Origin of the sequence: Mycobacterium bulgaricum (assembly GCF_041287165.2) — a bacterium.
GTDB classification, from domain to species: domain Bacteria; phylum Actinomycetota; class Actinomycetes; order Mycobacteriales; family Mycobacteriaceae; genus Mycobacterium; species Mycobacterium bulgaricum.
Window position 1 is genome coordinate 432,602 of the sequence record NZ_JBGGKV020000003.1, and the last position, 12,226, is coordinate 444,827.

Here is a 12,226-nt window from a genome sequence, read left to right on the forward strand (position 1 = left end):
CGCTCACTCACTCCTCTCGATGAGCGGGCCGTTGGGCGCCGAGTTCGGGTTCGGCGTGAAGCGCACATCCGGGATCATCGTGTTCGGATCGCGACCCCATGCCTGCTCCAGCGCCCGCAGCATTCCGGAAACGCCTGTACCGGAGAGGAATCCGTTGTCGATCGCCGACAGCGTCAGGTCCACCGTGAGCGACACGTTCACATAATCACCGCGGACGGCCTTCGGCACGTTCGTGATACTAAAGGGCGCGGTGGGCAGCATCTTCAGGGCCCCGATCAGGTACGGCGACGATTTCGCCAGTTCCCGCAGCGGGCGCTGCAGGGTGTCGAGGTTCCTGTCGAGGTTGTCGCTTGCGGGGGCCAGCGCGTCCTCTGCGGCGCCGCTGATGCGGCCGAGTGCTTCGACGGCGTCGGCGAACAGATCGCGGGTCTCGGCGAAATGCTGTATCAGCGGCGGGAATTCGGTGAGCACCGCGTCGAGCGTCTCGTTGCGTTGCGCGACGATCGTCAACAACCGGTTCGTCGAGTCGATCGCCCGCGTGATGTCCGCGCGCTGCTGGTTCAGTTCCGCGGTGAAGGTGTCGAGACGGCCGAGGAACTCCCGGATCTCGTCGCCGCGGCCGTTGAGCACGTTGTAGATCTCGGTCTGGATCGTCTCCAGGTTCGCGACTCCGCCGCCGGTCAGGATCGACGCGATGCTCGCGAGCACCCGCTCGGTCGTCGGGAACGCCGAGGCATTCTTCAGCGGGATGGTGTCACCGGTCCGCAGCTTGTCCGGCGCCGGATCCGGAGGCAGGTCCAGCTGGACGTGCTGCGAACCCAGGAGGCTGGTCTGGCCGATCTTGGCCAGCGTGTTCGTCGGCAGCTGCACGGACTGATCGAGGTCCAGCGTCAGCGTCGCAACCCAGTTCTTCAACTCGATCGCGCGGACCCGGCCGACATAGACGTCGGCGACCCGCACCCGGCTGTTGACGTTGAGCGCCAAGGTATCCGGCATCTGGACGTAGATGGTGGTGGCTCCCGACCCCGTGCCGGGCCCGCCCGGCAGCGGGACGTTGGCGATACCCTTCCACGACCCGCAGGACGTGAGGACTACCGCCGCGGCCCCGAGCGCGACGGCACTCCTGGCGACCTTGGTCAGCCTGTTCATCGCGTACCTCCAGCTTCGGCAGGCAGCAGCGGACCCGACGGCGCCGCGGGCGCGGGGCCGGGTGCCGGCGCAGCTGCGGGCGCGCCGAGGGGACTTCCACCACCGGGGATCACCCCGGGGGCGGGCGCCGGCGGGGGACCCGGCTGCGGGTACCACGGCGGCGGCAACGGATTGTTCTGGTCGAACGCGTTCGGCGGACCGGGCAGGTTCCCGTTGCGCGTCGTCCCGAAGGCCGGCGGAGCGGCGGGCGGCACGATGTCGGGCCCGCCCATCAGCTCGGCCAGCGACTCCGGAGTGAGCATGTTGGCGGTGAACGGCTGCACCTCGACGCCCTGCATGCCCGGCGCGACGATCCAGCCCGGCTCGTGGTTGCCGTGCGAGAATAGGGTGTCGCGAGACCAGATGCCCGGCACGGTGGTGTCCTTGTATCCCGGAGGCGGCTGCAGTCGCGGCTCGGAGTAGGCGATCTGCTTGGGCAGCGTCATCGCTGCCTGCAGCTGATTGGCGCCGAACGGCAGGTAGTTGAACTTGATCGCGTCGAGGATCGGCCCCAGGTACTGGGCGCACAACTCCGCCGACTCCTGGTAGCCGAGGCGGCTGCCGGCCTGGATGGTGCTGCAGATGAATTCCATCGGGTTGGCGAAGTTCGAGATCACCGGCATGTTGACGATGCCGCCTGAGTTCGCCGACGCGATGTTCAGGATGTTGGCGGCGAGGTTCGGGTACACGTGCAGACCCGTCTCCAGGCCGTCGAGGGGTTCCGGCTGCAGGATCGCATTGGTGGTGTCGGCGAGGTTGTTGATGTCGGTCGCGAGCACCTCACCGTTCTCCTCGATGAATCCGCGCGTCGTCGACAGCAGCTCGTTGAGGTCCCGCAGCGCGTCGGCCACCTCGCGGTCGGTGTTGGTGAACGCGTTGGTGAACTGCGCGAGGTTGTTGTTCAGCGACACAAACTGCTGGTCGCTCTCGTGCAGGGCGTTGACGAAGAGGGCCAGGCGCTTGATGACGCTGAACAGGTCGCCGCGACCCTGGTTGAGCGCGAACAGCGCCTCCGACAGTCCGTTGAGCGTCCTGTTGAGCTGCTCGCCCTTCCCGGCGAAACCGTCGGCAGCGGACTCGATGATGTCGCCGAACGGCCCCTTCGGTTGCTCCGGCGTCGGGCCGAGGTCCCGCAGGAGCCGGCTCACCGAATCCCTCAGGTCGTCGTACTCGACCGGCACCTGCGTGCGGTCGGTGTCGAGCACCGCGCCGTCGGGCAGCGTGTTGCCCCCGGTGTAGGGCGGTGAGAGCTGGATGGTGCGCGACGCCACCAGGCTCGGATTGAGGATCGAGGCGCTGGCGTTCTCGGGAACCTTGTATTTGTCCTCGTAGTGGAAGGTGACCTTCATCTTGTCGCCCGCCGGTTCGATCTTGTCGATCGAGCCGACCTGGACACCCATGATCTGCACCTTGTCCCCGGGATACAGCGCCAGGGTCTGCGTGAAGTACGCGACGACGGTGTTGGTGGTCGCCTTCTTGTAGAAGTGCCAGCCGAGGAACGCGCCCGCAACGGCGACGATCAGCACGAGGGTCCCGATGACCAGGGCGGTGCGCGAGACACCCGACAGTTTCATGTTCCGGACATTGAAGATGGTCGACATCGTCTGCTACCCCCTATCCCTGTGATCCCGGCGGAAGAAACGGTGGGTTGCCCGGCAGGGGCGGCTGCCCGGCAGGGGCCAACTGCTGCCCCGGACCCGGCACCACCGGAGCGGGAAGCGCAGGCGGCAACGGTGCGATACCCGGGGTGAAGTCCGGCGGCTGCGGCTGCGGGGCCAGCGGCACGGTGCGGGCACCGGGCGGCGCGGGCGGCAGCGGCGGGTTGGCGCCCGGAACGACAGGCGAGAGCTGACCGGGGATCGCCGCGGCGGGAACACCCGGACGCGGTTGCGGCCCATCGACATTCGGCGCCGAGGTGACCACGTTCGGCGGCGGGTAGCCGCCCGGGACAGGTCCGTAGGGACCCTGTGTCAGATCCGCGCACGGCAGCGGGTCGCCGGGGCTCGGGATGCCGTCGGCCGGCGGGGTGTAGGAACACGGCGAGCCGGGCGGCACGGCGGGGCCCGGGTCGGTCGGGGTGCCCTCGATCGGCGTGGGTGCCGGTGGGGGCGCGCCGTTTTCGAAGCCGACCCCGTTCGGATCGGGGAAGCGAAACGACGGCAGGCCCGCGTTGCGCCAGAACTCCTCCGGATCGATGCCGCGCTTCTTGAACGCCGCGTCGACGAACGGCTGCAGGATCCAGTACGGCGCCAGGTTGACGAGCATGACCTTGAAATAGGGTCCCGAGGCCACCGCCTCACCCAGCGATACGGTGAACTTGGCGAGCGCCGACAGCGCGTCCACGAGGTCGAACTTGCGCTCCCGCAGCACATCGCTGACGACGCGAAGCTGTTCGAGGACCCTGTTCAGATTCGGGTTGTCGTCGATGACGCCGCGCACCTGCGTCGAGAATTTGTCGACGCGCTCGAGCAGCTGACTGACGGCGTAGTTGCGTTCGTTGACCGCGGCGAGCAGCGTCTGCGCGTTGACGAACAGCTGGTTGATCTGCTCGCTGCGGTTGCCCAGCACGCCGGCGACCTTGTTGGCGTTGGCGAGCAGCTGGGTGATCTCGTCGTCGCGCTTGCCGATGGTGTCCGAGAACCGGGCGACACCGTCAAGGGCGGCGCTCAGGTGCGGGTAGGTCTGATCGATGGTCTCGGACAACACATTCAGCGAGTCGCGAACGGTCTTGGTGTCCCAATTCGCCGCCGAGTTGCTGACGTCGAAGAACGCATCGTAGATCTGATAAGGGGTCGTCGTCTGCCCGAGCGGCAGAACACCGTTGGCCTGCAGCGGTTCGTCGCCGCGCGGTTCGATCTCGATGTTGCGCCGGCCCAGGATCGTGTCGGTCCGGATGGCGGCGCGGCTGTCGGTGCCGATCTCGGTGCCGTCGAGTGAGTAGCCGATGACGACGCGGTCGCCGTCGATGTCGGTGGACTTCACGACGCCCACGTCCACGCCGGCGATGCGGACCTTGTCGCCGACGTTGATGCCACCGGTGTCGGCGAACTGCGCGTAGTACGTCGGCTTCGCGAACAGCATCGGGACGCTGGCGAAGCTCTGCCCGACGCCGATGACGACGACCAGGATGATGATGCCCATCAGCCCGCCGCGGACGCGGTTGGAACCTTCGAGGACTCTCATTTCGGTGTGCACCTACCTGACGGCTGGCTCCAGACCTTCACGGTGCGGACGGGGCCACCCGGCTGTAAACCGTTGAGCATCAACGAGACGTCGCAGGCATAGAAGTTGAAGAAGTCACCGTAGACGCCACCGGACCGACCGATGATCTTGAGCGCCTCGGGGAAGCGGATGAGGAGGTCGTTGAGCTGGTCCTTCTGATCGACCAGCGGCTGCTGGATGGTCTCCAGCCGGCCGATGGTGCTCTGCAGCAGCGGACGGTTGTCGGCCAGCAGGTCGGCGACCGTGCCCGCGGCGTCGCTGATGTCGCCCACCGAGTCCGCGAGTGGGTCGGCGCGGTTCTTCAGACCGGTGATCAGCACTTCGAAGTTCTTGATCGTGTCGTCGAACTGCTGCTGATGCTTGACCGTGGTGTCCAGCACCGTGTTCAAGTTGTTGATCACCTCGCCGATGGCCTGGTCCCGGTCGGCCAGCGCCGAGGTCAGCGTCGCGGTCTGGTCGAGGATGTCGTTGATGGTGCCGCCCTGACCCTGGAACACCGTGATGATCGACTGCGCGATGGTGTTGACCTTCTCGGGCTCCAGCGCCTGGAACACGGGGCGGAAGCCGCCGATGAGTGCGTCGAGGTCGAGCGCCGGTTCGGTGCGCTCGATCGGGATCGTCGATCCCGCAGCCATTCTCGTGTTGCTCTCACCGCGCTTGAGTTCCAGGTAGCGGTCGCCGATGAGGTTCAGGTACCGGACCGATGCGGTGCTCTCGTCGAAGAGTTCGAGCGAGCGGTCGACGTTGAAGTCGACCCGGACCTGCGAGCCGCCGTCGATCAGAGTGACGTTCTCGACCTTGCCGACCTCGACGCCGGAGGCGCGGACGAACTGTCCGGACCGCAGACCACTGGCATTGCTGAAGATCGCCGAGAAGTTGTTGGTGCGGTCGAATCGCATCTGACCGAACACCACGATGATGATGCCGGTGAACAGCAGCAGCACCAGTGAGAAGGCGCCGAGCTTGATCGCGGTTCCGGTGATTTTCATGGGTTGATCGTGTGCTCCCCGACTTGGCGGCCCCAGACGTACTCAGTGAGCAGCGGCTGGCCGAGTTCAAGGTGGTTGTACGGGGCGATCGACGCTCCGGTGTCCAGGACCAGGTACGGCGCCGGCCACAGGTCACGGGTGATGGGCTGCCAGCAGCCGGGCCGTCCGCCCGGGCCGCCCTTGGCGTTCACGCGGGGCAGGTTGTCCGGGTAGACGTAGGCGTTTCCGGCGCCCAGGCCGAGGACCTCCGAGCGGGTGCGCAGCGAATAGCCATTGCCGCCCAACGCATCTGCAATCTTCGGCTCGACATCGTGGTAGTTGCGGATCGTGCAGAACAGCGACGGGCTGTACTCGTCGAGCAGTTCGGAGGTCGGGATCAGGTCTTCGACGCCGCGCGCCAGGTACGGACCGCTGCGCTCGAAGACCTCGCCGCCGGTGTTGCCGAAGCCGACGGCGGCCATCAGGGCCTGGTCGACGTTGCCCTGCTGTTCGTTGAGTGTGCGGGCGGTCGTCACGGCGTTCTGGAGTCCGTCGAACAGATCCGGCGCCGCGTCGGCGTAGACCTCGCCGAGGTCGGCGAGCAACTGATTGTCCCTGCGCAGGTCGGGAAGCCGTGGGTTGACCTCGGAGAGGATCTGATTGCCGTTCTCGATCGACTCGCCGAACCGGTCCCCGAGTCCGTCGAGGGCCTGCGCGGTGGCGGTCAGCGTCTGGTTCAGCTTGATCGGGTCGACCTGGGCGGCGATGTCGACGACGGTCTCGAACAGCGTGTTGAACTCGGTCGTGACCGAGGTGACGTCGATGACGTCCGACGCCGTGATGCGCTGCGGCGACGGATCCGACGGCGAGCGAAACGATACGTACTTGTTGCCGAACACCGTCGTCGCGCTGATGTCGGCCTCGACGTTGCGCGGGATCAGATCGAGGTACTTGGGGTTGACCTCGAGGATGATCTTGGCCCGCGGCTCCCCGTCGACGTTGGTCTCTTCGACCTCGCCGACGCGGCCGATCTCGACGCCGTTATAGGTGACCTTCGCGCCCGGGTCCATCGACAGACCCGACCTCGCCGAGACCATCGTGAGCTCGGTGCGGGGCAGGAAGTCGCCGCGGAACTGCAGATACACCAGGACCAGCGCGATGATCGCGACCAGCGCGAGGACCAGGCCCGCGATCTTGTACGGGGGCTGCCGCTTGGAGTTGATGGGTGCTGTCATCGCCGCTACACAGTCAGGTTGAAGTTCGGGTCGACGCCGTAGAGCGCCAACGAGGCGAAGAGCACCACGCACACGATCGCCACCAGTGAGGCGCGCATAGAGCGGCCCACCGCCTCGCCGACGCCGACGGGGCCGCCGCTGGCGTAGAAGCCGTAGTAGCAGTGGTTGAGCATGACGATCACCGAGATGATGACGGCTTGGACGAAGGACCAGAACACGTCGTCGGGACGCAGGAACGTGCGGAAGTAATGCTCGTAGGTGCCGGTGGACTGGCCGTAGAAGATCGTGGTGGTCGCCTGGGCGGACAGGAACGACATGATGATCGCCATCGCGTAGAGCGGGATGATGACGACGAAGCCGGCGACGATGCGGGTCGAGACCAGGTACGAGATCGACTTGATGCCCATGACCTCGAGGGCGTCGATCTCCTCGCTGATCCGCATCGCGCCCAGTTCGGCGGTCGCGCCGGCGCCGACGGTGGCTGCCAGCGCCTGACCGGCGACCACCGGCGCGGCGATACGCACGTTGATCAGTGCGGCGAAGAAGCCGGTGAACGCCTCCACACCGATGTTGCCCAGAGACGCGAAACCCTGGATCGCGACCAGCGACGATCCCGACAGCGTCACGAAGCCGACGATCGCGACGGTGCCGCCGACCACAGCCATCGCGCCGGTGCCCATGCCGATCTCGGCGATCAGCCGCAGCATCTCCTTGCGGTAGTAGCGCACCGCGTGGCCGATCGAGCCGACCGCGGTGACGACGAACCACGCGACATGGCCGATGCTGTCGAGCCCGCGACCCGGTGCTCCGACGATCTTCTCGGCCCGCGCGACGCCGCGCGGGAACCGTGACCTCAGGACTGCTGCGGTATCGGACACGTCAGCTCCCCGTTCCGAAACGAACACCGATGGTCGTCAGGACCACGTTGACGGCGAACAGGGCGATGACGCAGAGGACCAGGGTCTCGTTCACGGCGGTCCCGACGCCCTTCGCGCCTCCGGCGACCGTCAGACCGCGGTAGCAGCCGACGAGCCCGGCGATCAGACCGAAGGTGAGAGCCTTGATCAGCGAGATCAGCACCTCGGGGAGACCGGTGACCAGGGTGAGCGTGGACACGTAAGCGCCCGCGGAGACGTTCTGCAGGTAGACACCGAAGATGAAGCCGCCGACCAGGCCGATGGTGATGACCGCGCCGTTGAGCAGCATCGCAACGAATGTGGAGGCGATGACGCGGGGCACCACGAGACGGTGGATCGGGTCGATGCCGAGGACCTCGAGGGCGTCGATCTCCTCGCGGATGGTGCGGGCGCCGAGGTCGGCGCAGATGGCCGTCGAGCCCGCGCCGGCGACGACGAGCACGGTCACCAGCGGACCGAGCTGGGTGACGGCGCCCAGCGCCGCACCCGCTCCGGAGATGTCGGCGGCACCGAACTCTGTCAGCAGGATGTTGAGGGTGAAGATCAGCAGCACGGTCAGCGGGATCGACACCGCGACCGTCGGCAGGAACGCCACGCGGAGCAGGAACCAGCTCTGGAGGATGAACTCCCGCCACTGGAACGGCGTGCGGAAGGTCGCCTTACCGACGAGAACGCACATGCGGACGAATCCGCCCACGGCCAACAAGCCGGGCCTGACCTGTTCGCGGACGTAGCCCGACAGTCCCGAATTCGTTGTCAACGGCGGGCTCCCGCGACGTCCCCACAACTGGCGTAGCGCACTGGCAGCACCTGTCGCACGCTCCCTTCCAGCCTGAACCCCGTCCGTGTGAGGCCGGTTTCCCTACCGGCCAGTAGTGCTACAGACCACAGGACTGTACCCGATGCTGTAGCCCCCGCGTACCGCATCCGCGGGATTGAGCATCCAACCGTTAGCAAATGGCCCTCCTCGCCGCTAATCCCGTTGCGCCGCAGCTTAAACCGTTGGCGGAGTAGAACTTTCGCGGGCGTCAATGGAATCGTCGGCACCGAATCTGGTCCTCAGCTCCGTCTTGAGAACCTTCCCGGCGGGGTTGCGCGGAAGCGCATCGACGATTTCGAGCGCTTTCGGATGCTTGTAGCGGGCGAGCCGGTCGCCAAGGAACTGCTCGAGGTCGGCCAGCGCCAGACTCTGCCCAGAGGTTGCTCCCAGCGAACTCCGCAGCACCGCCACAGCAACGGGAACCTCCCCCCACTTGTCGTGCGCGCGGCCGATCACGGCGACCTCGACGATGTCCGGATGGGCCGCCAGGACATTCTCGACCTCGGCGCAGTAGATGTTCTCACCGCCGGAGATGATCATGTCCTTCTTACGATCGACGACCCAGATGTAACCCTCGTCGTCCTGACGTACCAGGTCACCGGAGTGGAACCAGCCGCCGGCGAACGCCTCGGCGGTCGCCTCCGGGTTGTTCCAATAACCCTCCATCAGGGTCGGAGCGCGGTAGACGATCTCGCCGACCTGGCCGATCGGCACGTCGTTCATCTCTTCGTCGACGATGCGGGCGGACACCGTCGGGATGACCTTGCCCACCGAACCGAGTTTGCGGATCGCGTCGTCGCCCAACAGCATGCAGGTCACCGGCGACATCTCCGTCTGGCCGAACGCGGCCAGGATCTGCGCGCCCGGAAAGGTCTGCGACATCTGCTTGAGCAGGGTGTCGGACGCCGGCGCGGCGCCCCACGACAAGAACCGGAGCTTCAGCTCCCGCGGGTTGGCCTGCTGCGCGGCGCAGACCGCCTGCCATTGCGCGGGGACGAGGAAGATGCCGGTGACCTTCTCCTCCTGCAGAACGTCGAGCAGTTCGTTGGGGTCGAACGCGCCGAGAGGGTAGAGCACCGTCGGTCGCCCGAGCAGCAGCCCCGAGACGATGCTGCCGACGCCCGCGATGTGGAAGAACGGGACGCCGATGAAGCCGATGTCGTGGTTGATGTCGGCGCCGTTGGTGAACAGCAGGGTCATGACCTGGCCGGTCAGGTTGGTGTGCGTGAGCACCGCGCCCTTGGGCTTACCGGTCGTGCCGGAGGTGTACATGATCAGCGCGGGTGAGTCGTTCGGGATGTCGACGGTGACCTTCTCGGGAGACACCGCGCTTCCCTCCGCCAGTGCCTCGTCGTAGTCGAAGACGCCTTCTTCAGAGGAGCCGCCAGCCACGACCACCGTGGCCAATGTCGCGTCGATCTCGCGCACCGCGGTCGCCACCTTGGCGAGCACCGACTCGGTGACGACGACTTCGGCGGCGCAATCGGAGACTAGGAAAGCGATCTCGGGCGGGGTCATCCGAAAGTTCACGGGGACCGCGATGGCGCCCAACTTGTTGGTCGCGAGTACGGCTTCGAGGAACTCGGTCCGGTTCAGCATGAGAACGAGGACCCGATCGCCGAATCCGACCCCGCGCTCGTGCAGGAAGCCGGCCAGCGCGGTCACCCGTCGATCGAGTTCGGCCCACGTCGTGGTCTTCCCGAGGAAGCGCAGCGCGGTCGCATCGGGTTGCATCAGGGCGTGCCGGGCGAGTTGATTGGTCCAGTTCTGGCGGCGCGCGAGATAGGGCTGTTCGGTCGCGGTGCCGGGGTCGGTCAACGTCGTCTGCTCCCGCTCGGTGGCTTGCGCACACGTGATATTTGATCAAACATTGTGTTGCCCCGGTCACACTATGGCCCCGGTGCCGAGGGGACAAGGCCCCCTCGTGGAGCGGGGAAAGGCAGCTGCCCATGAATGCCCCTGCCAGGACTTCGACGTTGGGCAGGGTGCGCCGCGAGCAGCTCTCCGACGAGGTGGCGGCCCAGCTGCGGGTCGAGATCATGACGGGAACGGTGCGCCCGGACACGTTCATCCGGCTCGACGAGACGGCCGCGCGGCTGGGGGTGAGCATCACCCCGGTCCGCGAGGCACTGCGCACCCTGCGCGGTGAGGGCATGGTCGAGCTGGAACCGCACCGGGGCCATCGGGTGATGCCGCTGTCGCGGGCCGACATCGAAGACATCTTCTGGCTGCAGTCGACGATCGCACAGGAGCTTGCCGCAACCACGGCCCGCCGGATCACCGACGAACAGATCGATGAGCTCGCCCGGCTCAACGCGGTACTGGCCGACGCGATCGAACACCGTGATCCCGGCCCGATTGCGCAGGCGGAGTTCGACTTTCACCGCACCTTCAACCGGGCCGGCGGCCGGATCAAGCTGGCATGGTTCCTTCTGCACGCCACCCGGTACCTGCCGCCGCAGTTGTTCGCCTCAAACGAGGCGTGGGGGACGGGCGCTGTGGCCAGCCACCTCGAACTGATCGAGGCGCTGCGACGGCGTGACGTGGACCGGGTGGTCGAGCTGACCAGGGGTCAGTTCACCGACGGTCTGACGTTGATGATGGCCTACCTGGATCAGGCCGGCCTCTGGACCTGAGGTGCGCTAGGGCGTCGCGAGCTGCTCGGCGCGCGCCTTGAGGTTCTCCGCGAGGTAGTCCAGCGTGTCCCCGACGACCTTCTTCACCATGACGGCAGGGACGGGCATGCTGACCTCGACATCGAGATCGACGGTCAGCAGAGACGTCGGCCCGATCGCGACGACCGCGAACCTCTGCTCCTGTTTGGTGAAGTGGTCACCCTGCTGCAGAACCGTCATGATCTGGTTCTCGCCCGGGTAGTAGACCGCGTTGATGAACGTACCGGCCTGCCCCTGCACCACGACATCGAGCCGCAGCTGGCTGGGGCGCCCGTCGTCGTAGCGCGCGAGGATCCAGCAGCCCTTGATCTCCTCGTTCCACTCCGGATACTTCTCGAAGTCCGCGACGATCGCCATGATCGTCTCCGCCGGGGCGGAAACCTCGACCGTCTTACTCACCAAAGGCATTGGCCGAGCATATCGACTGCCCATTCGATGGCGTCGTCCGTCGTCTTCTCAGAGATCGAGCACGGCACGCAGGTCCCAGGCGTTGCGCACGGCGTTGCCGCCGAGGTCGTTGTTGAAGTACACCACCACGTCACGGCCCTGCCCGTCCCATTCCGTGATGCGGTCGGCCCACCAGCGTAGGTCGTTGGAACTGTAGGAACCGCCGTACATGGCGTGCTGGTCGGGCCCGTGCAACCGAACGTAGACGAACGATGCCGTCGCTCTGAGGATGCAGGGCAGTCCCGCGCCGCTCATCACCACGTACGCGGCGTCGTACTTTTCGAGGATCTCGTACACCTGCGGGTGGTCCCAGGACGCGTGCCGGAACTCGACCGCGACGGGGATCTCGGCGGGCATGGTCGCAAGGAAGTGGTCGAGCCGCCCGTCGTCGCGTTCCAGTGCCGGATGCAGCTGGACGAGCAGCGGTCCCTTGCGATCCCCCAGTGCCCGCCAGCCCCGTGCCATTCGTTCGACCCACTCCTCCGGCGACCGCAGCCGGCGGGCATGGGTGAGCCCGCGGGCCGCTTTGACCGCCATGACGAACCCGGGAGGGAGCTGATCGCGCCAGTTCTCGAACTGTGCGTCGCGGGGCCACCGATAGAAGCTGCCGTTGAGTTCGACGGTGTCGAACTCGGCGACGTAGCGTTGCAGCCAGCGTGTTGACGGCAGTCCGGGCTCATAGAGGACGCCGCGCCAGTGGTTGTACGACCACCCCGACGTGCCGATACGCAGGGTCACCCGGTTCGGATACCCG

The 12,226-nt window shown here is 66.5% G+C and carries 11 protein-coding genes; 1 reads left to right on the forward strand and 10 read right to left on the reverse strand.

The annotated features are described in order from the left end of the window. Positions 1-3: 3 nt before the first annotated feature. From ACAG24_RS13025 to fadD5, 8 genes are all read right to left on the reverse strand, one after another. Positions 4-1,149, reverse strand: a complete 1,146-nt coding sequence (locus tag ACAG24_RS13025; protein WP_370473473.1) for a virulence factor Mce family protein — start codon at positions 1,147-1,149, stop codon at positions 4-6. Beyond that, positions 1,146-2,789, reverse strand: coding sequence for a virulence factor Mce family protein (locus tag ACAG24_RS13030; RefSeq protein ID WP_064280198.1), 1,644 nt, complete (start codon positions 2,787-2,789; stop codon positions 1,146-1,148). The genes ACAG24_RS13025 and ACAG24_RS13030 overlap by 4 nt, the downstream gene beginning before the upstream one ends. Before the next feature lie 13 nt (positions 2,790-2,802). After that, entirely contained in the window at positions 2,803-4,371 is a 1,569-nt protein-coding gene (locus ACAG24_RS13035) for an MCE family protein (RefSeq protein ID WP_064280197.1), read from the reverse strand. Continuing rightward, complete coding sequence (locus tag ACAG24_RS13040) at positions 4,368-5,399, reverse strand: MCE family protein (RefSeq protein WP_064280196.1); 1,032 nt, start codon at positions 5,397-5,399, stop codon at positions 4,368-4,370. Before ACAG24_RS13040 ends, ACAG24_RS13035 begins: the two co-directional genes overlap by 4 nt. Next, positions 5,396-6,613 carry an MCE family protein gene (locus ACAG24_RS13045; protein ID WP_370473474.1) on the reverse strand — a complete coding sequence of 406 codons (1,218 nt, stop codon included), beginning with the start codon at positions 6,611-6,613 and terminating at the stop codon, positions 5,396-5,398. Before ACAG24_RS13045 ends, ACAG24_RS13040 begins: the two co-directional genes overlap by 4 nt. Positions 6,614-6,618: 5 nt before the next feature. Next, complete coding sequence (locus tag ACAG24_RS13050) at positions 6,619-7,491, reverse strand: MlaE family ABC transporter permease (RefSeq protein ID WP_011891619.1); 873 nt, start codon at positions 7,489-7,491, stop codon at positions 6,619-6,621. A gap of 1 nt (position 7,492) precedes the next feature. Continuing rightward, positions 7,493-8,290, reverse strand: coding sequence for an MlaE family ABC transporter permease (locus ACAG24_RS13055; protein ID WP_370473475.1), 798 nt, complete (start codon positions 8,288-8,290; stop codon positions 7,493-7,495). A 234-nt stretch (positions 8,291-8,524) separates the two neighbouring features. After that, positions 8,525-10,168, reverse strand: coding sequence for a fatty-acid--CoA ligase FadD5 (gene fadD5, locus ACAG24_RS13060; protein ID WP_370473476.1), 1,644 nt, complete (start codon positions 10,166-10,168; stop codon positions 8,525-8,527). Between the two features lie 131 nt (positions 10,169-10,299). On the opposite strand from fadD5, the gene ACAG24_RS13065 reads away from it, so the two are divergent. Beyond that, complete coding sequence (locus ACAG24_RS13065) at positions 10,300-10,986, forward strand: GntR family transcriptional regulator (protein ID WP_370473477.1); 687 nt, start codon at positions 10,300-10,302, stop codon at positions 10,984-10,986. Positions 10,987-10,992: 6 nt separating this feature from the next. Here ACAG24_RS13065 and ACAG24_RS13070 read toward each other — a convergent pair whose 3' ends face one another. Both ACAG24_RS13070 and ACAG24_RS13075 read right to left on the reverse strand, forming a co-directional pair. Further along, on the reverse strand, positions 10,993-11,433 hold the full coding sequence (locus ACAG24_RS13070) for an SRPBCC family protein (protein WP_370473478.1): 441 nt from the start codon (positions 11,431-11,433) through the stop codon (positions 10,993-10,995). Between the two features lie 48 nt (positions 11,434-11,481). Further along, entirely contained in the window at positions 11,482-12,210 is a 729-nt protein-coding gene (locus tag ACAG24_RS13075) for a DUF72 domain-containing protein (RefSeq protein ID WP_370473479.1), read from the reverse strand. Positions 12,211-12,226 lie beyond the last annotated feature (16 nt).

Excerpts from the sequence above, each read along its gene's own strand:
- ACAG24_RS13025 (WP_370473473.1), bottom strand. The coding sequence starts at position 1,149 with ATGAACAGGCTGACCAAGGTCGCCAGGAGTGCCGTCGCGCTCGGGGCC.
- ACAG24_RS13030 (WP_064280198.1), bottom strand. The coding sequence starts at position 2,789 with ATGTCGACCATCTTCAATGTCCGGAACATGAAACTGTCGGGTGTCTCG.
- ACAG24_RS13035 (WP_064280197.1), bottom strand. The coding sequence starts at position 4,371 with ATGAGAGTCCTCGAAGGTTCCAACCGCGTCCGCGGCGGGCTGATGGGC.
- ACAG24_RS13040 (WP_064280196.1), bottom strand. The coding sequence starts at position 5,399 with ATGAAAATCACCGGAACCGCGATCAAGCTCGGCGCCTTCTCACTGGTG.
- ACAG24_RS13045 (WP_370473474.1), bottom strand. The coding sequence starts at position 6,613 with ATGACAGCACCCATCAACTCCAAGCGGCAGCCCCCGTACAAGATCGCG.
- ACAG24_RS13065 (WP_370473477.1), top strand. The coding sequence starts at position 10,300 with ATGAATGCCCCTGCCAGGACTTCGACGTTGGGCAGGGTGCGCCGCGAG.
- ACAG24_RS13070 (WP_370473478.1), bottom strand. The coding sequence starts at position 11,433 with ATGCCTTTGGTGAGTAAGACGGTCGAGGTTTCCGCCCCGGCGGAGACG.